Origin of the sequence: Oleiphilus messinensis, from assembly GCF_002162375.1 — a bacterium.
Lineage (GTDB): Bacteria > Pseudomonadota > Gammaproteobacteria > Pseudomonadales > Oleiphilaceae > Oleiphilus > Oleiphilus messinensis.
Genome location: NZ_CP021425.1, coordinates 3,903,701 through 3,924,538, shown reverse-complemented (window position 1 = coordinate 3,924,538; position 20,838 = coordinate 3,903,701). Strand labels below are relative to the sequence as shown.

The following is a 20,838-nucleotide window of genomic DNA, read 5'->3' as shown; positions in this document are numbered from 1 at the left end:
TATTCTCATTCAAAAACTCATATATTCCATATTTGGTTTTACTTGAGACGACTCGAGTAAGACGCCACAATCTCAAGTTAGCGAGTTCATTTGAAAATGTATACAAATTATTTCATCTATATGACATGTTTGTTATGCAATTTAGGTATAAAAAAGATAAGGGTATGATTTTAATATTAAAATACTTCCCGGTCTTGAGCTTTTTTAGGTAAAAATGTATTGAAAAAAAATGTAACTGCTGGTTTTACATTGATAACACCAGTAAATCGTGGATAATTTGCACGATTTTTGCCCGCTCCTGTAGCCTCTTTATCACCGTAATTTAACTGGAATATCCCATGTCTGATCAAATCATCTACGTAACTTGTCCTAAGGGTGTTGAGTATCTTCTTGAGGAGGAATTGAAAGCGTTGGGGCTTTCAATCGTAAAAGTTACACCCTTTGGTGTTTACGTTGGCGATTTTCAGTCCAGATCGGAAGCTATTAATGCAGCTTATAAGGTCTGTTTGTGGTCACGAATTGCCAATCGTGTCATGTGGATTCTATTGGAGGCACCGTGTGATACTGCAGACCAGCTTTATTCAGCGGTGCATTCGGTAGCATGGGAGCAAGAGTTTGACATCGAAAAATCGTTTTCTGTGCGTTTTACCGGGACAAACCGGCAAATCAAAAATACACTTTTTGCCGCACAAAAGGTCAAAGATGCTGTCGTAGATCGTTTCCGTGACAAGCTTGGTGACAGGCCAAATGTTTCAGGCAAAAACCCGGATATCTTTATATCGGGCCATCTTAATCGGGGGAAGTTAACCCTTGCTCTTGATCTTTCCGGGTCGAGTTTGCATCAAAGGGGATATCGAGAAAACGCTGGAAAAGCACCATTAAAGGAAAATCTTGCGGCAGCAGTTATTCGTCGCGCGGATTTGGCTCGGTTTTGGGAAAAAGAATTGAACCTGCAGGAAAAGTCGGTTCAAGAGATTAAGAGTATCTGTATTGCTGACCCATTGTGTGGTTCTGGAACCTTATTAATTGAAGCGGCAATGATGGCGTTGAATCTGGCGCCGGGTCTGCTTCGGAAACATTTTGGTTTTACCCATTGGAAAGGTCATGATCCGGCTGTCTGGCATGCATTGATTGAGCATGCCAAAACCGACCGTATACCCGCGGAGACACTCCGCGGGCGTATCCGCTTTAGCGGGTCTGATATTGATGCTCAAGTTGTGTCTACTGCAAAAGATAACGCGGAAAAAGCTGGTGTGGCTGAGCTGGTGACGTTTTCAGTGCTACAGGCTGAGAATTGGACGGTTGCGCCGGACACTGAGGTGTTGTGTATGATCACTAATCCACCATATGGGGAACGTTTGGGGGAAGTGAAGGCGCTGGAGAACCTTTATCGGGCAATCGGGGAGAATTTGCATGGACAGGATGTCGCTGAAAAATGGTGGTATCTATTTACCTCGAATCCTGATTTATCCCGGCAGACCCGCTGGCGAGCAGATAAAACGTATAAGTTTATGAATGGTGCTTTACCTTGTGTCCTGTATTGTTTCTCGCTCCGGGATGAGAACTATTTGGATCCATCCAAAGCGCGTGCGCTACGAGGACAAAATTGGAAAGTTTCTCATCCCGAACGTGCCGCAATGCTGGTCAATCGCTTGAAGAAAAATCAAAAGCTATTAAAAAAATGGCTCGTTTCTGAAGGGATTCAGTGCTACCGCTGGTATGATGCTGATATGCCTGAGTATTCGGTTGCAATCGATCTTTATCAAGATTGGTATCACGTGCAGGAGTATGTTGCACCGGCATCGGTTTCCGTTGAGTCTGCAAGAGAGCGTTTTTTCGAAGTCTTATCGGTATTGCGAGACGAGTTTTCGGTGAATCCACAAAAAATTATCTACAAGCGTCGGTCCAGGCAAAGTGGCGCGACTCAGTATCAAAAGATTTCAGACGAAAGTGCTGTTTTTGATGTCAATGAATACGGTGTGCGACTGGAAGTGAATCTGACAGATTACCTTGATACCGGATTGTTCCTGGATCATCGCCCCATTCGGCACTGGATTCAGCAAAACGCCAAAGGTAAATCGTTTTTAAATTTATTTTGTTACACCGGGGCGGTAACAGCCCATGCGGTAAAAGGTGGTGCTTCCAGAACGGTTAGCGTGGATATGTCTAACACGTATATTGAATGGGCCAAGCGTAATCTGCAAAAAAATACGGCAGAGGTACGCCAGCACGAATTCATTCGAGATGATTGTTTTGCGTGGTTAAAGGCTTGCAAAGAGCGGTTTGATTTGATCTTTTTGGATCCGCCGACATTCTCTAACTCCAAGAAAATGTCCGGAATCCTTGATATTCAGCGGGATCATAGCGGGTTGATAGATCAATGTGTCAGTCTTCTGAACCCGGGAGGAGTATTGATATTTTCCAACAATTTGCGGAAGTTCAAATTGGATGAAGGGTTGCGCTCACGATATCAGGTAGTTGATATCACCAAGCGCAGTATTGATCGTGATTTTCTTCGTAATACCAGAATTCATAACTGCTGGGATATCAGAAGGGCATAATGACTTGGCCCTTCTGGTAGTGGCATAGTGTTATCAGAAGGGCGATCAGAAAAAGTATTTTAGACCGGTTGTTAAATGTAAAGTTTTAATGTCAGTGGTGGTGTCGCTGTGTAATCGGCCCACTTCTCCTGTTACCCAAAGATTGTCGGTGAGTCGAATATCAACTTCACCAAGCCAGCTTACGCTGAAGGTACTGGTCAAGTAGTCGTCGGCAATGATGTCATCATCGGCCAGCTCTTTGTTGAACTTTGCTTTACCTTGGACATGGGAAAAGCCGTATTTCAATTGAAAATCCATCCACTCAGTCATTGGATAGCTGAGGCCGATATACCAGCTGAAAAAGTAGTCAAGCCCTACATCAGCATTCACGTTTCGCCTAACGGTTGCAGGGTCACCGTTTTCATCGACTTCACCTTCAACTTCTTCGGTAAAGCTGCCCACTACAATACTGTCCGTCGTTAGCCCGTATCCACCTCTGACTTCGACCGTGACATAATCCGTGATATAGGTTCCCATTGTGACGGACGTCGCAAAGGTTTGCGCCTGGGAATCGCGACCAATTGAGCGATAATCGAACAGTATGGCATTTACTGAAACATAGTCTTTGCCTTCCCGGGCGATGGTATCTTCAGCGGCTTTCTCTTGAGCATACGTAAGGGTGGTCGAGATTATGAAGGCGGAAATGGCCAGCAGAAAAGAGCGCACTAATATCATTCGATTACTTCTTCATTGTTTTCGTTAATTGAGGGTTTCGTTAATGGCACGTATTAGCAACTTCTGAGCATAGAATGCGTACCTGCTTGACGCGGGGCTCGTAATTCGAGTGTGAGCGTCTTGTAACGAGCAGCAGGTTCAGTATTTTGCAGTATGTTACCATTTGTTGCACTGAAGTACTTCACAATTCCGCTTCTCTTCCGGTAAGAGGAGGTGGTGTTGTCAAAATATAGGCGATTGCGCACAATTCTGAATTTTTGTTTATTGGGGGTGCTGGTAATTTGACGTTTTGCTACTCACAATAGCCTAATAATAGTCTGGAAGGTTAAGGGGGCGTGATGAAAGATTCCAGGTTTTCATATGTTGACCATGAGTTATACACTCAATTGGGTGGAGCCTTTTTTCATTGTCAGTCATTGCAAACACTGATGGTTGGTTATTATGCTACAGCGCATTCGGGGTCGATTGACTGGCAGGCGACTGTGAATGAGCTTTTTGCCGCCGGTACTTCAAGGCAGATTCAGGCGCAGTTGCTGAAGGTTGTGCGTGAGGTTGAGATTCCTGAATCGCTTCAGTCTCAAATGGAATACGTACTCCTTGAGCGTCTTTGGTTGTTGCACTCATTCCATTTTGAGTGTGGACCTTCAATTTTTTCTGATTCGTTGCAGCCTGAAGTCGGGGAGCGACTTGAGGCACTTATTTTTCAAGCTCAGCGGCTTATCGAACATCTTCAGGATGATTTGATGCAGAGGCAGTTAAAGAGTGCCGAAAAGGAGTCGGATGTGCTCCGGATCACTGCCTCAATCGATAACTTCCTTACTGCCCGGCGAATGCTGGTTTCGAGCTAGCCCGTTTACAATTGTTCAGCTGCACCAAGGCGTCGTTATTCGAACAAGTCTTCTTCTTTTGCCAAGTGAAGGAGTGCAATTACTCTGGAATCGCATGTGTAAGGGGGGAGGTCGAGTTCACCGATCAGGCGATTGATGTTTTGTTCAATGTCACTTTGTGATACTGCTTCAAACAGATCGGTGAAGGGTTCGATTTCAAATGAAGGTTCAAAGCCAACGGCGTCAAATAGTTTGGCGAGCCAAATGTCGGTTTGACGGGTGAGGTCAACGTAGACGGTTTCTCCATCCAGATCCTCATTCATTTCCCTTACGACATCAATGATATCCTGGCCTTGAATTAAAAGCAGGTTCAAATCAATATCGACTTCAGTTGACTCCTCTTGCAGCCAGGTATCGAGTGGCTTGATCAATACGCTTTTGTATTGTTTGCTGGCAAGACTCCAGGCTATTGCAGCTGGAAATCCTTTAGCGGTGGGTGTGCTCGGGTCTATGTCCAGAAAAAAAGGAGGTATCATAATAGCTGTGGTTCCAGTGAATCGCTTGGATTAAGGTGCCTTTGATGTGGCCTTCGTTGTTATATACGGCGCGATTATAGCGCGAAATGCAATTCAGGTAACGATTCCCTTGGCAAACTGATAAACTGATGTTTTTTATCCCCGTTTAAAATAGTCGGTTGTTTTTGCATATGAGTGGTTTAAAAACAGAAAGTTTTATTTCTGAGCTGAAAACATTTTTGAGCTCTTCACCTACACCTTACCACGCCGTGGAAAATGTTGCGGAAATTCTTTCAAGTCAGGGCTTTAAGCAATTGTCTGAAAATGAGGCCTGGAGCCTGGAGGCGGGGGGGCGATACTTTGTAATACGAAATGGATCAACGATTGCTGCGTTTATTACGCCTCAAGACAAAAGTAGCGGAGCAGCAATCAGAATGGCTGGTGCGCATACTGATAGTCCGTGTTTAAAAGTAAAGCCTCATGCTGAAATTAAGCGTCATGGCTATTTTCAGGTGGGTGTAGATTTGTATGGTGGAGTATTGCTGAATCCCTGGTACGACAGAGATCTTTCTCTCGCGGGTAGGGTGGTTTATCGGGACAAGCAGCGCAAATTACATAAAGTGCTGATTGATTTTAAACGAGCGATTGCCACGATACCCAGTTTGGCGATCCACTTGGACAGAGAGGCGAACAGTAAGCGCTCAATAAACCCTCAAACCGATTTACCGCCTGTGTTGATGCGTGTGGGAGAGGGTGAAGAGGTTTCCTTCAGATCTTTATTGTCAGCGCAAATCGAAAAACAATACCCTGATTTAAAAGTGGATCAGGTATTGGACTATGAATTGTCTTTTTATGATACCCAGGCGGCGGAAGTTATCGGGCTTCAGTCAGAATTTTTGGCCAGTGCCCGTCTGGATAATCTGCTGAGTTGTTATATTTGTTTACAGGCTTTAATAACATCGGATGGGAGTCAGCCTGCACTGATTGTATTCAATGATCACGAAGAGGTGGGTAGTCTCTCTGCGGAAGGGGCTCAAGGGCCATTTTTGCGCTCCGTTCTGGAGCGGATTTATGGTCAGGGCGAGGTGTTGACCTCCGTGTTGTCCAAATCTTTGATGATTTCTGCTGATAATGCTCACGGTATTCATCCGAATTTTCCGGGAAAACACGATGAAAAGCATGGTCCGTTAATGGGCGAAGGGCCTGTAATTAAGGTCAATGTCAATCAGCGTTACGCCACGAGTAGTGAAACCAGTTCTTATTTCAAGCATCTATGTGATTTGAATCAGTTGCCCTGTCAATATTTTACTGTACGCTCGGATATGGCGTGCGGTAGTACAATTGGTCCCCTTACTGCGGGTGAAATTGGTGTGCGGACTATTGATGTGGGTGTACCACAGTTCGCTATGCACTCAATTCGCGAATTAGCTTCCGTTTCTGATGTGGTGAGTTTGTATCGGGTATTGAAGGCGTACTTTGTTGATGCTCTGCAATTGCCTGAGTAGTTAAAGCAAAGGCGGAGTGTTCGGGCCGGGTTGTCTGTTTTCAGAAAGCAGGTAGCCTGCCTGCATTCATAGGAAGGGGGCTGCGTTTTGCATGGATATGTTTACAGGTTGCAGGCGCTGTTGGATAGGGTCGGATTGAGCCTGTACTGAGTGGCAAACTATTTAAAGGAGTCAGTGGGGCGCAGTGTTGCTGCTGATGTTAGTCTTAGAGGTCGTCAGGAGAACTGGGTTAATTCGATACAAATGGTCGGGGTAGAGAGATTCGAACTCCCGACATCCTGCTCCCAAAGCAGGCGCGCTACCAGACTGCGCTATACCCCGAACTTTTTAGTGCTATGAAAGTGTTCAGCCTAAGTGAACTGTGCCAAATGCAGGCAATAACCAGCTGAATATTCAGAAGTGAAGTTGAATGGCTCCCCGAGCTGGGCTCGAACCAGCGACCCACGGATTAACAGTCCGTTGCTCTACCAACTGAGCTATCGGGGATCTGCCTCAACCAACGGCGCGAATATTAATGCGAACCGGGGGGAGCGTCAACCTTTTTTTGACATTTTTATTGAAGTTTTTTGATGGTGGTTGGTTTGTGAGCGATGTGGTCGGTAAGTGTGCAGGTTTTGGGTTTTAAGTTACCGTTCTAAGTATGATAGGAAAAATAACAGCATGAAAAAGATTTTATTGGTGGTAGAGCCTGATACAACAAAAGAAGCTTTAACCAAAGCGAAAATCATTGCGAGCCGACTTGGAGGGGATTTATATGTACTCAACGTATTGCATGACCCGAAAGTTGTGATGGGTCACCTTTTTAATGCTGAGCAGCGGGAGAGTGTGATCGCCAACCTCGTTCGGCAACGTACTGAAGCAGTTCATGAGTTGTTAACGGAGGTTTGGGGCGAGACGTTGCCCTGGGAGTGTCACGTGGTATGGGCGCGTCCGATCCACCGGGCGATTCTCGAACATGCGCGTATACAGGATGTTCAACTTATCATTAAACCAACAAGTGAGCATGCATTCCTTGAACGAGTGTTATTCACTCATGTTGACTGGCATCTGATTCGCGGGGCGGATCGATTAGTGTTATTTCTTAAAAACCAGGCTTGGGGGTCTGCCATGCATGTAATGGCAGCTATCGATCCAGTTCATCCAGAGAGCTCAATTGATTTGCAATTGCCAGTCAAAGACATTAGCCCGAAAATTTTGCAAGCAGCACATACACTGGCTTGCCAATTGCCCGCAGAAATTTCCGCAGTGCATATCTTCGATCCAGTGCCTTCAGGTTTAATGATGGAGCTTGATGCGATTGTGGCTGACTATGAGCAGTTCAAGTTGAGTGCGCAGCGAAAGCACCGAGAGTCCTTCGAGCAGGCGTTGCAGCATGATTTGGAAAAAACTGTTCATAGTCACTTCATTGAAGGCGAGCCGGTGACGACTCTGCCAGATGTTGTGATCAATGAGAGTGTGGATATTATGGTTATGGGAGCTGTTGCGCACAGTAGTTTTGATTCGCCATTTATTGGCAGTACAGCTGAAGCCGTTTTGGATCGTTTGAACTGTGACTTGCTTATTGTGCACTCTGGCGATCAAAGGGATTAGGGCCTGTTGCCGTTGGGCAGTAACGGTTCCAATGCTTGCAGAACGTTATTCGCCATGATGGGTTGTGCTTCAGCTCTAGGATGAATTCCGTCGGATTGCATCATTTTCTCATTCAGTTCCACACCGTTCAGCAAGAAGGGAGTCAAAGTAAGTTCGTTTGCTTCGGCCAATTCATAAAAGACGTTGTGAAATTGCTGCGTATAGAGTGGGCCGTAATTGGGGGGGATGTGCATTCCGATGAGGTGAACCTTGCAGTTTGCTGCCTTGGCAGCATCGATAATGCGTTGCAGGTTGTCGCGCATAACACGAGTGGGGAATCCTCTTAAACCATCGTTGCCGCCGAGTTCGAGTAAAAGTATATCTGGAGTGTGTGTATCCAGGAGCGTGGTTATGCGTCTGGCACCTCCATCTGTTGTTTCTCCACTGATACTGGCATTGATCACATCATGGGATCCACGGGTATGGAGTATTTCACGCAATAAATGCACCCATCCCTGTTCGGTGGCGATTCCGTAGGCAGCACTCAAACTGTCGCCCAGAACGAGAATGGTTTCTCCTTGAGCCGAACTGACCCTGGTAGCATTTTCTGGTTTATTGTCCGCATTGGTAATACTGGCTTGTGCTACCAAGAAAAAATAAATGCTAAAAAAAGAAAACCAAAGAAATTTTTTGGACGTATACCTGTTAAAAGTCTTGGTTGTTGCCAATGTTTATCTCCAAAGTGCCATGTTGCATCAGTGTATCAATCCACGATTCTGAAGCGAAGTTGGTAATTCGACAGTCAGGTTAAATTTAATTCATGGTAAAGCAAAGCGATTGAGGTGTATGCTGTTTGGGTTGAGCCAAGTACGTCACTTTGGTGCACCACCAGAGCAGGAAATCCACTAGATTGGGGAATATAGCGATCGCTATGGAAAATAATATGTTACAGCTATCTGGTACTGAGCGGATTGATACGGTAAGCGCCAACTCTGCTCCAGCAGTGATTCGTGCTCGGGATATTGTCAAAAAGGTAGACAGCTCCGGGAATGCTCTGACAATTCTGGATGGCATCAGTCTAGAGGTGAGGGCTCAAGAGTCTCTGGCGATCTGTGGTAGTTCAGGAAGCGGCAAGACGACTCTGTTGAGCATTCTTGCGGGTATGGATACCCCAAGCTCGGGAGCGGTCTTTCTCAATGCCAATAATATTGCTGAAATGGATGAAGAGGATCGGGCAAAAGTCAGAGCGAGTGAAGTTGGTTTTGTCTTTCAATCCTTTCAACTTATCCCTTCATTGTCTGCACTGGAAAATGTCATGTTACCTTTGGAGTTGAAGCGTGATAAAGAGGCGAAAATCAAAGCAGAGCACTTCCTGACCAAAGTTGGAGTTGGGCATCGACAGTCCCATTTACCTCATCAATTGTCTGGCGGTGAGCAGCAGCGGGTTGCGATCGCGCGGGCGTTTGCCTGTGCTCCGCGCATACTCTTTGCCGATGAGCCGACAGGAAATCTCGATACCAAAACCGGACGCTACATCATGGACTTGTTGTTCGAACTGAATCAGGAACAGTCTGCAACGCTTGTGCTGGTGACCCATGACGAACATCTGGCAGAGCGCTGTGATCGACGAATCTATCTGGCGGAAGGCAAGATTGTAGCTTGATTGATTGTAGTCTAATTGATTGCTGTATGCCGGGATTCGTTGCTATTCAGAAAAAGCAGAATCAAAATAGAAAACAGGATCGTGCAATTTTGGGGAGCGTAAATGACAACTCATTTTGCCTGGCGGATGTTCCGACAGTCACTAAAAACACGGGAAGCGAGGATCTTGTTGCTCGCACTCGTTATTGCTGTTGGTGCGATGACCAACGTGGCTCTTTTTGCCCAGATTTTGAATTCGGCGCTGCTGCAAGGCTCGTCAGAATTACTGGCAGCGGATAGACAGATCAAAAGTTCGCGCCCACTCCAAATTGACTGGCAGAGCAAGGCGGAACAGAATCAGGTGCAGAGTGCTCAGGGGCTCGGCTTCTCGACGATGCTGGCTTCCGGGGATAACTTGCAATTGGTGAGTGTCAAAGCTGTCAGCGAGGGCTACCCGCTCAAGGGCAAGGTTCTGGTTTCTGAATCACCAAGCGAGCCTGCTGTTGAGGAAAGAACGAGCCCGCAGGCCGGCACGGTTTGGCTTTCTCTGCGGCTCTTCAATTTACTCAGTGTCAATATTGGTGATGCGGTCTCTATCGGCAACGCTAAATTGAAAGTAACCCGGGTGCTGGTGCGAGAGCCAGACTTGCAGTTTGGTTTTTCACAGCTTGCCCCCCGGGTAATGATGAACTTTGAGGATGCGATGGCTGCCGGGATAGTTCAGCCCGGAAGCCGAGTCACATATCGATATTATTTTTCAGGGACAGATATTGCGTTGTCCCGACTCGAAAAAAAACTCGTACCCGAGTTGCTGCCCAGTGCAGAATGGATCTCGGTTAAAGAAGGCAGACCGGCTGTGGCTCGAGCGCTGGACAAAGCAGAAAGCTACTCAATGCTTGGGGCGAGTTTGGCGGTCTTGCTGGCGATTGTTGCTATTTCGGTGTGTTCCCGTCATTTTGCCAATCAGCACGTTAAGCAAGTGGGGATATTAAAGGCTCTGGGGCTGACCAGTGGGCAGCTGATGAGCATCTATCTCCGTATGTTTTTGATCTTTACGCTGCTCGGTGCGGTAATAGGGACGATCTTGGCTGGCGGTATACTTGCGGTGTCATTATCTCTTCTCGATAATGTGTTTGCTTTAGAATCAGTGTCAGTCTGGACACTGACGTTAACGGGGCCTGTTTTGCTGGCCAGCTGGGGAACTGCTTTTCTGTGCATGTTCTGCTTCATCGTCCCATTGTTGCGACACTTTAAAGGCGTGTCTCCGGCCGTTGTGCTTGCGTCAGTTCAATCTGGTGAGCGTTTTTCTGCTTTGTTCTGGCTCATGCCAATTCTGGGTATGATTGTGCTGGTCTATTACTTCACAGGTAACGCCGCAACGCTGGGAGCGATGGCGTTAGGGTTGTGTGTGCTGTTTGTGCTGGTCCTGATAATTTATCGCCTATTGACTTCTTTGGTCGCCTCCACATTGCAAAGGCAGGTATTTCAAAGCAGCACAGGACAAGCTCTGAAGTTAGCACTCAATTCGTTTTTCCGTCGACGTTGGCAGGTGCAGTTGCAGCTGTTTGCCTTTGCGATGGCAATCATGATTTTCTCTGTTCTGTATTTGGTTCGCACATCAATGCTCTCTGAATGGCAGGCACAGCTTCCCGAAGGTACACCCAATCATTTTTTGATCAATATTGCCACCTACGATTTTGAGGGAATGGAAGAGGTGTTGGCTGAGCATGGGTTGAAGACCTCCGGGTTTTATCCGATGGTGCGTGGTCGATTAGTTGAGATAAATGACATTGCAGTAAAAGAGGCCGTCTCAAAAGAGAAAAATGTCAACGCACTGAACCGTGAACTTAATCTAACCTGGGCCGAGATGTTGCCTGCAGATAACGAATTGCTAGAGGGGGCCTGGTGGCCAGAGTTGATTGGTGATGTGCAAGGCGAATTTCCGGCGGTGTCTATTGAGTCTAAATTGGCTGAACGACTAGGTGTCACCGTTAACGATGTGTTGACATTTCAGGTGGGAGCACAACCCTTTCGTGCTCAGGTTACAAGTGTCCGTTCAGTGCAATGGGATAGCATGCGCCCTAATTTTTATATGATCTTTGAGCCCGGTGCACTGTCGGACTTCCCTGCAACCTATATTACCAGCTTCCATCTTGAGCCCGGGAACAAGTCAGTGTTGAATGCAATAAATCAGCAATTTCCAACGGTCACAGTATTGGAGGTGGATCAACTGATTGCGCGGATTCAGCACGTGATTAGCCAGGTATCCTTCGCTGTTGAACTGGTGATGGGATTGATCTTGGTCGGGGCGGTACTGGTCATGATGGCGATTGTTAATGTTACCTTGCAGGAACGTCTCCAGGAGGGTGCAATCTACAGGGCTTTAGGGGGGAGTCGCCGTCTTGTCCAGGGTGGTCAGGTCTACGAGTTTGCGATTGTTGGGCTGGTATCTGCATGTATTGCGTTTGTTGGGGCGGAAGTTGTCGTTGCGTTGCTTATGACTCAGGTATTTGATCTGGAAATGGCTCTGCATTGGCAGTCTGGTATGCTGATTATTTTTCTCTCGGCTCTTGGCATTGCGCTGATTGGTTGGACTCAATTAAGGCGAGTTATTCGAGTTTCGCCTGCAAGCGTATTGCAAAGTATTTAGAATATTTTCTGATCAGGCGTGGCGGGAAATTAATTTCCCGCCTTGGGAACAGTGCCCAACAGAAAGCGCGCCTTTTAATGCGCTGCTATAAGAGAATGCAGTTTATTTATTGCGATTGAATTCAGATTTTCTCTACGTTTTCAGCTTGAGGACCTTTCTGACCTTGTGTGACTGTGAATTTTACCGCTTGACCTTCTGCCAGAGTCTTGAAACCCGAGCCAGTAATCGCGCTGAAATGGACAAATACATCCGGCCCATCATCACGCTCCAGAAACCCAAATCCCTTTGATTCGTTAAACCACTTTACGCGGCCAGTAATGGTAGACATAAATAACACCTGAAACTTTAACGTAGTTGAACAATAACTTGAGTAAATATCAGTCGGGAAGCATGGTTTTGCCTGTTTTATGCTGTTTCCGAGCTGTTTTGTGTTGCTGATAAATCCAGAATTCCGGGGAGTAACATGGCGGGGCGCTACTGATGGTACGGAAGGTAGTAATCGGAAGGCTGCACAGTTAAACGTCCATGGATCACGCTGTATCTTCAGCTCACTTAAGTATAGGAGGTCACAGGCCCTTGTAAAGGACAACCCAAGCCACATTTTAATCAGTTTGATGATTGTTTGCGGCCTTTTCGTTACCATGCCTGAACCTCTGTGTTTATTTTGTTGTACGAGTATGTAACTTTTATGAAGAAAACTCAGTTAGTTAATCCGGTATTGGATGAAGTCCGGAATTTTTCGTTACGTTATGCTTCTCCGCTTGCTTGGGTGGAAGTGGTGATGGCTGATTTTGATGCTTTTTTGCTAGACCATGCGTCAGCTGAGAAGAAGGCATCGGGCATGGCAATATCATTGCTTTCTCATTATCCGGATCGGAAAGATTTAGTGGCGGCAATGGCAGAGCTTGCAGTGGAAGAACTGGTTCACTTTCGAGAGGTGATTAAGTTAATTCAGGGGCGGGGACTGGAATTGCTCGCTGATGCGCCTGACGACTATGTTAACCGTTTCCGAAGGTTGATGCGTAAAGGTAGCGATGTGTACATGCTCGACCGTTTGTTAATTGCGAGCATTGTTGAAGCCCGGGGTCACGAGCGTTTCGGGTTGATCGCTGATGCACTTCCCGAAGGTAATTTGAAAAAATTCTATCTCTCAATCACGGCGTCGGAAGCGCGCCATCACATATTGTTTGTGGATCTTGCTTTGAAATATTTTTCCTTGGAAGAGGTTGCCTCAAGACTGGATGAACTTCTTGATGAGGAAGCGACGATTATGGCTTCTTTGCCGATCAAGGCTGCATTACATTGATCAGAACCGGTTGGTTGGAGCTGATGGATTAGAGTGGCGCTTTGGGAACTTGAATATGAGGATTAAAGGTGAAGCTTGATAGTACTTTTGTAAAGGATCTGCTGCCATGGTCGTATGAGTATGACGGCGTTACTCTCCGGGGCTGGCACACGCCGGTTACAGGTAAACCGGTTATTCACTTTATCCATGGAAATGGCTTTTGTGGTCTCGTTTATGAGCCCATGTTAGCCCGATTACAGTCGGAATTCGATATATTCATCAGTGATGTCCAGGGTCATGGTGATAGTGACGGTGGCGATACATTCTGGGGTTGGAATGGTAACGCCCGGGTTTGTGCTGCGATATGGCGAGAGAAACTTTCACCTTGGCAGGGGGTTGCCAAAATTGCGCTAGGGCACAGTTTTGGCGGAGTATTGAGTGCGTTACTGGTTTCCGAATTTCCAGAGCTGTTCGATATGGCCATTCTCCTGGATCCGGTTTTGTTCAGCCGTTCGATGATTGGCGCGGTTACGGTGTCAGAGTGGTTGGGGTTAGGGCCGATCAACCAACTGAGCAAACAGACACTCAAGCGTCGTAGTCAATGGTCGAGCCGGGAGCAAGCCTTCCAGTCCTTGCATAACCGGGGCACATACAAAGGCTGGAGTGAGCGAGCGCTCCAAGCTTTTGTGCAATACGCTATCTCGCAGGATGAGGAGGGGGGATTGGCGTCGTTGAAGTGCAAACCAGAAAGAGAGGCTGAAATTTTTGCCACTGTTCCTGATCGACTTTGGTCAATGTTGGCCAAAATTGATACCCCAACTCAGATTCTGTATGGTGAAGACAGTTTTCCGTTTGTCGCAAAATCTGCAGGTCGGTTACATCGTAATCAAGCCTGGATTGCTGCTCGGAAAGTTTCGGGCGGGCATTGTTTTATGCAGCAATACCCTGAACAAACGGTGAAAACGATAAAGCAGTTAATCCTGCGGCAACTACAGTAATCCAATGGCAACTACAGTAATCCAGTGGCAACTACAGTAATCGGGCTTCAACGACTTGAGTTTTGAGCTTGTACCCTTTGGGGAGTGGGTTCGCAACTGGGTCTTTGACAAATGGGCTCCGCTCTCCCGCTTTAATCTTGTAAGGGAACGACCAGAATTTTCGGGCCACGGCATTACCGGCTGAATCATATAAAATGGTTTCGACCCGGCTTATCTGAACATTAATGCCTGACTGATTCACAACCGCGATGAGCACTTCGCCTTTACGGTTAACTTTGAGTTGGGTTTTCAGATATTTGGACGGGTTATCCGGGAGTTCAATTTGAGCCAGCTGTAATCTGGCTTGATCACCATACACGCCTTGAGCCGATTCAAGCTGTGAGAAATAGCTTTGTGCTTTGCGGGTATTTCCCTGGTTCACAGCTAACGTCCCAAGTTTAAGGGTTGCCAGTGCCGTCGGCAGCAGGGTATTGCTCTTTGCATAGTCTGATTCTGCCTGCTTATCATTGCCCAGCTTTTCGTTACTCTGGCCGCGTTTCAGATAGTTGGAAAATAATTCTGGATACAGTGCCACCGCTTTGTCGTAATCTTTCAGTGCCGCCCGGTCATTCCCTTGGGCTTGATAGATATCGCCTCGAAGCGCATAGAACATTGCTTCATTAGGTTCTATTCTGAGCGCACTATTGACTAGCTCCAGTCCTTCGGAATAGTTTTTCTTTTGTGCGGCATTTAATGCTTTATCGTGAGCATCATATGCGGGTTTTGTTTTTCTCAAGTATGCGGTTGCCGTTTGATAAGCCTGGGTTCCTTTGAAATTTCCTGGCGGAAAATCCTGTGCCGTCTTCCGGTTTTCTTCGACACGCTCAGGGGATGGCGGATGGGAGGCGAACAGACCATCCAGCCAGCCGCTTTTGCGCCCTTCGGAAAGTCTGACGAAGATTTCCTGCAGTGTAACGGCTTCGTTGAGGTCATAGCCTGCTTTGGACATGTACTTCATGCCATAATGATCAGACTCCAGTTCATGGTCGCGACCATATTTGGCCATTGTCAGTTTTGCACCAAGCGCTGCTCCACCCATCACCAGACCTGCATATTCATTTTCACCAAGTGCCATCCCCAGGCCCGCGACAGCAACGTTGGCTAACATGCCCTGCTGCATCCGTTGCGCGCTGTGTCGTGCTGCGGCATGGACGATTTCATGACCAAGCACTGCAGCCAGCTGTGCTTCATTGTCAAGTTCTATCAGCAGCCCGCGGTTGACTGCAATTTTGCCTGAAGGCAGCGCCCAGGCATTTGGAACCGAATTGTTCAATACCACGAATTCATAGGGAAGATCTGGCCGATCACTAACCTGCGCAAGTTTGTTGCCTACGGTTTTTAAATAAAAAGTCAGCTCTGGATCAAGATAGAATTGGCCTCCTTGGGATTGCTGGGCAGGCGCATACTGCTCTTGTCCTATTTTAATTTCCTCAGCTTCTGAGATAATCATCAGCTGACTTTCACCGGTGACCGGGTTTACGGCGCATCCCGATAGCCAGAGAACCGTAAAGCTGCAGATAATGGTTAATATTACCTTTGAGTAGTGCATAGGGCAGTCGAGTCCTTTTTTTAAACGATCCAGACAAATTCAGGGCGATCCAGGCGAGCTGTGATCAATTGTTAATAATAGTATCAGGCTTACTGCCTGAATGGCCGAGGGGAACGTAAAAAATTTATGAGTTTCACAGAATCAAATTTGCTGGATATCGTTGCTTTAGTCTGGTTTCTCGTGTGTTGGATTGGCTATGGTGTTTATTCCTCCCGTAAATCGAAATCCGTTCCCAGTCTGTCAAATACATTAGATCTTTATCGAGCGGATTGGATGAGCCGTTTTCTGATGCGGGAGAATCGTATTGCTGATGCCTCTGTGGTGGGTAATCTGGAGCGTAATGGTGCTTTTTTCGCTTCAAGTAGCCTTCTGATCATTGCAGGTATACTCACTGCGCTGGGGTATACCGACAAAGCGCTTGAATTATTCAGTGATATCCCGTTTGCCCACCTTAATTCGCGCATGATGTGGGAAATCAAATTGAGCGTGATGATGGTGGTGTTTGTCTACGCTTTTTTCAAATTTACTTGGGCAATGCGTCAGTATAATTTTTGTGCGGTATTGATTGGCAGCGCGCCGTTGGCGAGTGAATCGAAAGTCAGTCCCCGAGCAAGGGAGGCGTTTGCACAATCCGCCGCCCAGGTTGCCAATCATGCGGGTGATGCATTTAACCTGGGCTTGCGTTCTTATTATTACGCACTGGCGGTATTGAGCTGGTTCGTTCACCCTGTTCTGTTTATGGTAATATCCACTGCGGTCGTGGTTATATTGCACCATCGCGAGTTCGAATCCCGAGCGTTAAAGGCACTTAGAGCTGGCAAAGTTTTTGAGGATGAGGGGGCTGGGCAATCCTAGGCTCGAGTACATGTTGTTTATTGGCCGCGTGTGTCAATAATTTGTTAATTGCTGTTTTAATTGTGTCGCGAAAGCTGGCGACCAGGAGGAAAGATGACCAGTGAACAAGCCCTATTTGATCGGGCATCTCGATTTGTCGGCGTGCTTGCGCAATGCCAGGAGCTGGGTATCTCACCTGTCCAAGCCGGTAAAAATCATTTGCTGCTGAAGTTGCCCTATCAGGAAAAAATTGTGGGCAACCCTGATAATGGTGTCATTCACGGGGGGGCAATCACAACGTTGATGGATACCGCTTCCGGGACTGTAATCCTGTGTGCATTGCCGGAATTCGAATTGTGTCCGACGCTGGACTTACGGGTAGATTACATGCGACCTGCAATGCCCAGGCTGCCCGTGTTCGCAAGAGCTAAAGCATATCGAATCACCGACAATATCATTTTCACCCGCTGTGAAGCCTTTCAGGAGGTGGAAGACGGTGGTAAAGAGCGCATGGTTGCGAATTGCGTAGCGACTTTTATGAGGATTGGCAAGGAAAATTCACCGGAAGCTTTTCGACGGTACATTGAAGAAGGCGGCGGCGATATTTCGCAGTTTCAAATTCCAGGACAGGCCATTGCGGGAGATCAAATACAATGAATTTGAGAGTGATCGCAGAAAAAGCCCAAAAAACTGGGGACTATTCCGAACTGGTCGGGCTGATCCCCTATGCACAAACGATTGGGGTAACCTGTGAGTGTTTTGGCGATGATGTGATATTCAAGCTGCCCCAGCGGGCAAGTAATTTGGGAAACCCGATACTGCCAGCGATTCATGGTGGGGTGCTCGGGGGCTTTATGGAAATCTCCGCATCACTGTATTTGATCATGTATCAGGATACGCCCAAACTGCCGCGCATTGTTGACTTCTCTTTGGATTATTTGCGTGCAGGTTTGAATCGGGATACGTTTGTTGAGTGTCAATTGACGCGTCAGGGAAACCGGGTTGCCAATGTGATTGTTAATGCCTGGCAGGCATCGCGAACCAAGCCGATTGCTACCGCACGTGCACATTTTATTTTTGATGCCCTGGATTGATTTTAACTTTTTTGCTTGAAATGTTTAAAACCGACCCCATTTCTCTTCACATCATGACGAGAGGCTAATCAGTTTCTGATGTCGCCTCTTCCCGGGTAGGGGCCCGGTTGGTCAACGCTAAAGATAAAAGAACAGGAGACGGTAACACTATGTCAGTTGAAGCGAAGAAAGAGACCCTTGGCTTTCAAACCGAAGTGAAGCAATTGTTGCACTTGATGATTCATTCTCTCTACAGCAACAAAGAAATATTCCTTCGAGAACTGATATCGAATGCGTCAGATGCTGAAGATAAATTACGTTTCGAGGCATTGTCGAATGATGCATTGTACGAAAACGATTCTGATCTGAAGATTCGACTTGAGTTTGATAAAGATCAGGGAACGTTGTCCATCGATGACAACGGTATCGGTATGGTGCGTGAGGAGGTTATCTCGAATCTCGGTACAATTGCGAAATCCGGTACTGCCGAGTTTTTGAAAAACCTCAGTGGTGATCAGAAGAAAGATTCCAGTCTGATCGGTCAATTTGGTGTGGGATTCTATTCAGCATTTATCGTCGCAGATAAAGTTGAAGTGGTTACCCGTAAAGCCGGTGTAGCGAAAGAAGAAGCGGTACAGTGGATCTCGGAAGGTGATGGTGAATTTACCATTGCTACGGTTGAAAAAGAAGATCGTGGTACCCGGATTACGCTGCACCTCAAGGAAGAATGTAAAGAGTTTGCGGACGGTTGGCGTTTACGTGGTTTGGTTAAAAAGTACTCGGATCACATCTCGTTTCCTGTGGTGATGAAATCAGAGCCGATGCCTAATCCGGAAGGGGAAGAGGCGTCACCAGAAGAGCCAAAAGATGAAACGATCAATGAGGCGACTGCACTTTGGACTGTGCCGCGTAATGAGCTGAAAGACGAGGACTATAAAGAGTTCTACAAGCACATTTCTCATGATTTTCAGGATCCATTGTTGTGGTCTCATAATAAGGTAGAGGGTAAGCTGGAATACACCAGTCTGCTGTATGTTCCTGCTCGTGCACCGTTTGATCTCTATAATCGTGAAGCGCCCCGGGGCCTGAAGCTCTACGTTCAGCGTGTCTTTATCATGGATGATGCAGAACAGTTTCTGCCGCTTTATCTGAGATTTATAAAAGGTGTGGTTGATACTGCTGATCTGTCACTGAATGTCTCGCGGGAAATTCTGCAGAGCGATGATGCTGTTGATAGTATGCGCAGCGCGTTGACTAAACGGGTTTTGGATAACCTGGCCAAGCTGGCGAAGAACGAACCTGAAAAATTTGCATCATTCTGGAAAGAGTTTGGGCAAGTTATGAAGGAAGGTCCCGCTGAAGATTTCAATAACCGGGAAAAAGTCTGCAAGTTGTTGCGTTTTGCTTCGACCCATACGGGTAAGTCGGATCAGGACCAGTCTCTGGACGATTACATCGGTCGAATGAAAGAAGGCCAAGACAAGATCTACTATATTACCGCTGATAATTTCGCTGCAGGTCTGAGCAGTCCGCATCTGGAAGTGTTCCGTAAGAAAGGCATCGAAGTATTGGTAATGTATGATCGTATTGATGAGTGGATGATGAGTCACTTGTTTGAATACGACGGGAAATCATTCGAAAACGTTGCCAAGGGTGAGTTGGATCTCGGCAAAGTGGAAGATGAGGATGACAAAAAGCAAGTTGAAGAAGCAAGCAAGAAGTTCGAAAGCCTGTTGAATCAACTGAAAGAGTTACTCAAAGACCAGGTTCAGGATGTGCGGGTAACTAATCGTTTGACGGATTCTCCTGCTTGTCTGGTTGTTGGCAAGAATGATATGGGGCTCCAGATGCGACAGATTATGGAAGCTGCAGGTCAGGCTATGCCTGATGCCAAGCCGACCTTTGAAATCAATCCAGAGCATCCTCTGGTAGGGCGCTTGAATGAAGAACAGAATGACGATCGTTTCAATGATTTAGCCTGGATTCTGTTCGATCAGGCCAATCTTGCAGGCGGAGAGCATTTGAAAGATCCTGGTAGTTACGTCAGTCGATTGAACAAGTTGTTGCTGGAGTTAACCCAGTAGTCTGCTCCCCGGACGTTCTCGTTTAAAAAAATAGGCCACCTTACCAGTGGCCTATTTTTTGTCTGCTCTTATTGGACGGGGGCGGGGTTGTAGAGTGGAAGAAGTGGGGGAGATGTACAGGGGCTAAAACTTTTTCTTGAGACCCTCAGTTTCGGCTACTTTTTCCTGGGCTGGAGTGGTATTCGACGGTGCGGTGGTGTCGTTTGATTTGGGTTTATTTTGTTCGCCAATATAGCCCGCCATAACTTGTTTGATGTTAGTGGTAAGTTCTCGAATTTGCTCGGCTTTTTCCGGAAAATCCAGTTTGGTGCTGCGCAGTGCTTCGCGCGCGAGTTTCAGGTGGGTTTGCGCCATAACCCGGTCATTTTCTGCGAGATATCGTTCCGCCTGATGTCTGTGACTACTGACTTCAATATTAAGTTTTAGATTTTGCAAATGGCCTGCAAAGTGTTTGAATCTACCCTCTGGCAAGTTGCCTGACTTTTTGGCTTTTACCAGCATTTTGAAGATGCCGTTAAGGTGTAAGTTGGTAATTTCGATATCGTTATCGTTATTCAGTGCATAGTTCGCGTCGGGATTTTTCTTCTTTTCTTGGTATTGCTTCAATCGTTCACTTTGATTTTTTAGCTCGTCAGCGTAGACCGTCGCGCCTGGATCAATCTGAGTGATTTTCTGATGGATTTGCACAGCTTTCATCTGAATCAGTTGTACCAGTTCCATCTCTGGGTCAACCCGCAATAAAGTGTGTTGCAATTCATTAAGCTCTTCAAGTGTCCTTTTGTGCTGTCTGATTTGGCTGCGCTTCAAATAAAGCGCTTGTTGGCGTTTATAAGCGATAGAGCTGAATATTATGGCAGCAATGAAGACTATTCCTAAAAAACCGAGGCCTATCCAATACATCATATCCGTAAAATATGTTCCATTTGCTAAAGTTAATTTAAAGCGAAATTCAGCCTGTGCGATTGCTGTGCCCGATTCATTTTAGGCGTTGCGC

General features: G+C 46.7%; 18 protein-coding genes and 2 tRNA genes. 12 read left to right on the top strand and 8 right to left on the bottom strand.

Annotation, left to right across the window (positions count from 1 at the left end; translation table 11 throughout):
• Positions 1-338: 338 nt before the first annotated feature.
• Positions 339-2,561, top strand: a complete 2,223-nt coding sequence (rlmKL, locus tag OLMES_RS17100; protein WP_087462388.1) for a bifunctional 23S rRNA (guanine(2069)-N(7))-methyltransferase RlmK/23S rRNA (guanine(2445)-N(2))-methyltransferase RlmL — start codon at positions 339-341, stop codon at positions 2,559-2,561.
• A gap of 45 nt (positions 2,562-2,606) precedes the next feature.
• Here rlmKL and OLMES_RS17095 read toward each other — a convergent pair whose 3' ends face one another.
• The gene (locus OLMES_RS17095) at positions 2,607-3,275 is read right to left on the bottom strand and encodes an outer membrane beta-barrel protein (RefSeq protein WP_087462387.1); all 669 of its coding nucleotides are present in this window, start codon (positions 3,273-3,275) and stop codon (positions 2,607-2,609) included.
• Between the two features lie 338 nt (positions 3,276-3,613).
• Here OLMES_RS17095 and OLMES_RS17090 point away from each other — a divergent pair, with 338 nt between their 5' ends.
• Positions 3,614-4,123 carry a hypothetical protein gene (locus tag OLMES_RS17090; protein ID WP_087462386.1) on the top strand — a complete coding sequence of 170 codons (510 nt, stop codon included), beginning with the start codon at positions 3,614-3,616 and terminating at the stop codon, positions 4,121-4,123.
• Between the two features lie 35 nt (positions 4,124-4,158).
• On the opposite strand, the gene OLMES_RS17085 is transcribed toward OLMES_RS17090, so the two are convergent.
• Positions 4,159-4,638 (bottom strand): hypothetical protein, encoded by a 480-nt coding sequence (locus OLMES_RS17085; protein WP_087462385.1) that lies wholly within the window; start codon positions 4,636-4,638, stop codon positions 4,159-4,161.
• 170 nt (positions 4,639-4,808) lie between these two features.
• Here OLMES_RS17085 and OLMES_RS17080 point away from each other — a divergent pair, with 170 nt between their 5' ends.
• The gene (locus OLMES_RS17080) at positions 4,809-6,122 is read left to right on the top strand and encodes a M18 family aminopeptidase (RefSeq protein ID WP_087462384.1); all 1,314 of its coding nucleotides are present in this window, start codon (positions 4,809-4,811) and stop codon (positions 6,120-6,122) included.
• 244 nt (positions 6,123-6,366) lie between these two features.
• Here the strand turns inward: OLMES_RS17080 and OLMES_RS17075 are convergent.
• Positions 6,367-6,443, bottom strand: a tRNA-Pro gene (locus OLMES_RS17075).
• Between the two features lie 89 nt (positions 6,444-6,532).
• Positions 6,533-6,608 (bottom strand) — tRNA-Asn (locus OLMES_RS17070).
• A gap of 174 nt (positions 6,609-6,782) precedes the next feature.
• On the opposite strand from OLMES_RS17070, the gene OLMES_RS17065 reads away from it, so the two are divergent.
• Positions 6,783-7,712 (top strand): universal stress protein, encoded by a 930-nt coding sequence (locus tag OLMES_RS17065; protein ID WP_087462383.1) that lies wholly within the window; start codon positions 6,783-6,785, stop codon positions 7,710-7,712.
• Here the strand turns inward: OLMES_RS17065 and OLMES_RS17060 are convergent.
• The gene (locus tag OLMES_RS17060) at positions 7,709-8,341 is read right to left on the bottom strand and encodes an arylesterase (RefSeq protein ID WP_232465130.1); all 633 of its coding nucleotides are present in this window, start codon (positions 8,339-8,341) and stop codon (positions 7,709-7,711) included. The two genes, OLMES_RS17065 and OLMES_RS17060, sit on opposite strands and share 4 nt — an antisense overlap.
• A gap of 293 nt (positions 8,342-8,634) precedes the next feature.
• On the opposite strand from OLMES_RS17060, the gene OLMES_RS17055 reads away from it, so the two are divergent.
• Together OLMES_RS17055 and OLMES_RS17050 are read left to right on the top strand one after the other, a co-directional pair.
• A complete protein-coding gene (locus OLMES_RS17055; RefSeq protein WP_087464528.1) occupies positions 8,635-9,354 on the top strand; it encodes an ABC transporter ATP-binding protein in 720 nt (239 codons plus the stop codon).
• 102 nt (positions 9,355-9,456) lie between these two features.
• Positions 9,457-11,982 (top strand): ABC transporter permease, encoded by a 2,526-nt coding sequence (locus tag OLMES_RS17050; RefSeq protein WP_087462382.1) that lies wholly within the window; start codon positions 9,457-9,459, stop codon positions 11,980-11,982.
• A gap of 121 nt (positions 11,983-12,103) precedes the next feature.
• Here OLMES_RS17050 and OLMES_RS17045 read toward each other — a convergent pair whose 3' ends face one another.
• Positions 12,104-12,310, bottom strand: a complete 207-nt coding sequence (locus OLMES_RS17045) for a cold-shock protein (RefSeq protein WP_087464527.1) — start codon at positions 12,308-12,310, stop codon at positions 12,104-12,106.
• A gap of 360 nt (positions 12,311-12,670) precedes the next feature.
• Here OLMES_RS17045 and miaE point away from each other — a divergent pair, with 360 nt between their 5' ends.
• Together miaE and OLMES_RS17035 are read left to right on the top strand one after the other, a co-directional pair.
• Positions 12,671-13,288 carry a tRNA-(ms[2]io[6]A)-hydroxylase gene (miaE, locus tag OLMES_RS17040; protein WP_087462381.1) on the top strand — a complete coding sequence of 206 codons (618 nt, stop codon included), beginning with the start codon at positions 12,671-12,673 and terminating at the stop codon, positions 13,286-13,288.
• A gap of 68 nt (positions 13,289-13,356) precedes the next feature.
• Entirely contained in the window at positions 13,357-14,265 is a 909-nt protein-coding gene (locus OLMES_RS17035; protein WP_198343015.1) for an alpha/beta fold hydrolase, read from the top strand.
• A gap of 31 nt (positions 14,266-14,296) precedes the next feature.
• Here OLMES_RS17035 and OLMES_RS17030 read toward each other — a convergent pair whose 3' ends face one another.
• A complete protein-coding gene (locus OLMES_RS17030) occupies positions 14,297-15,853 on the bottom strand; it encodes a M48 family metalloprotease (RefSeq protein ID WP_087462380.1) in 1,557 nt (518 codons plus the stop codon).
• 126 nt (positions 15,854-15,979) lie between these two features.
• Here OLMES_RS17030 and OLMES_RS17025 point away from each other — a divergent pair, with 126 nt between their 5' ends.
• From OLMES_RS17025 to htpG, 4 genes are all read left to right on the top strand, one after another.
• Positions 15,980-16,708: a DUF599 domain-containing protein gene (locus OLMES_RS17025; RefSeq protein ID WP_087462379.1), complete on the top strand. Its 729-nt coding sequence runs from the start codon at positions 15,980-15,982 to the stop codon at positions 16,706-16,708.
• A 93-nt stretch (positions 16,709-16,801) separates the two neighbouring features.
• Positions 16,802-17,344: a PaaI family thioesterase gene (locus OLMES_RS17020; RefSeq protein ID WP_087462378.1), complete on the top strand. Its 543-nt coding sequence runs from the start codon at positions 16,802-16,804 to the stop codon at positions 17,342-17,344.
• Positions 17,341-17,781, top strand: a complete 441-nt coding sequence (locus tag OLMES_RS17015; protein ID WP_087462377.1) for a PaaI family thioesterase — start codon at positions 17,341-17,343, stop codon at positions 17,779-17,781. Before OLMES_RS17020 ends, OLMES_RS17015 begins: the two co-directional genes overlap by 4 nt.
• A 149-nt stretch (positions 17,782-17,930) precedes the next feature.
• Complete coding sequence (gene htpG / locus OLMES_RS17010; protein ID WP_087462376.1) at positions 17,931-19,844, top strand: molecular chaperone HtpG; 1,914 nt, start codon at positions 17,931-17,933, stop codon at positions 19,842-19,844.
• Positions 19,845-19,967: 123 nt separating this feature from the next.
• Here the strand turns inward: htpG and OLMES_RS17005 are convergent, their stop codons facing one another.
• Positions 19,968-20,747 (bottom strand): hypothetical protein, encoded by a 780-nt coding sequence (locus tag OLMES_RS17005; RefSeq protein WP_087462375.1) that lies wholly within the window; start codon positions 20,745-20,747, stop codon positions 19,968-19,970.
• Between the last annotated feature and the right edge of the window lie 91 nt (positions 20,748-20,838).

Excerpts from the sequence above, each read along its gene's own strand:
- rlmKL (WP_087462388.1), top strand. The coding sequence starts at position 339 with ATGTCTGATCAAATCATCTACGTAACTTGTCCTAAGGGTGTTGAGTAT.
- OLMES_RS17095 (WP_087462387.1), bottom strand. The coding sequence starts at position 3,275 with ATGATATTAGTGCGCTCTTTTCTGCTGGCCATTTCCGCCTTCATAATC.
- OLMES_RS17090 (WP_087462386.1), top strand. The coding sequence starts at position 3,614 with ATGAAAGATTCCAGGTTTTCATATGTTGACCATGAGTTATACACTCAA.
- OLMES_RS17085 (WP_087462385.1), bottom strand. The coding sequence starts at position 4,638 with ATGATACCTCCTTTTTTTCTGGACATAGACCCGAGCACACCCACCGCT.
- OLMES_RS17080 (WP_087462384.1), top strand. The coding sequence starts at position 4,809 with ATGAGTGGTTTAAAAACAGAAAGTTTTATTTCTGAGCTGAAAACATTT.
- OLMES_RS17065 (WP_087462383.1), top strand. The coding sequence starts at position 6,783 with ATGAAAAAGATTTTATTGGTGGTAGAGCCTGATACAACAAAAGAAGCT.
- OLMES_RS17055 (WP_087464528.1), top strand. The coding sequence starts at position 8,635 with ATGTTACAGCTATCTGGTACTGAGCGGATTGATACGGTAAGCGCCAAC.
- OLMES_RS17050 (WP_087462382.1), top strand. The coding sequence starts at position 9,457 with ATGACAACTCATTTTGCCTGGCGGATGTTCCGACAGTCACTAAAAACA.
- OLMES_RS17045 (WP_087464527.1), bottom strand. The coding sequence starts at position 12,310 with ATGTCTACCATTACTGGCCGCGTAAAGTGGTTTAACGAATCAAAGGGA.
- miaE (WP_087462381.1), top strand. The coding sequence starts at position 12,671 with ATGAAGAAAACTCAGTTAGTTAATCCGGTATTGGATGAAGTCCGGAAT.
- OLMES_RS17030 (WP_087462380.1), bottom strand. The coding sequence starts at position 15,853 with ATGCACTACTCAAAGGTAATATTAACCATTATCTGCAGCTTTACGGTT.
- OLMES_RS17025 (WP_087462379.1), top strand. The coding sequence starts at position 15,980 with ATGAGTTTCACAGAATCAAATTTGCTGGATATCGTTGCTTTAGTCTGG.
- OLMES_RS17020 (WP_087462378.1), top strand. The coding sequence starts at position 16,802 with ATGACCAGTGAACAAGCCCTATTTGATCGGGCATCTCGATTTGTCGGC.
- OLMES_RS17015 (WP_087462377.1), top strand. The coding sequence starts at position 17,341 with ATGAATTTGAGAGTGATCGCAGAAAAAGCCCAAAAAACTGGGGACTAT.
- htpG (WP_087462376.1), top strand. The coding sequence starts at position 17,931 with ATGTCAGTTGAAGCGAAGAAAGAGACCCTTGGCTTTCAAACCGAAGTG.
- OLMES_RS17005 (WP_087462375.1), bottom strand. The coding sequence starts at position 20,747 with ATGATGTATTGGATAGGCCTCGGTTTTTTAGGAATAGTCTTCATTGCT.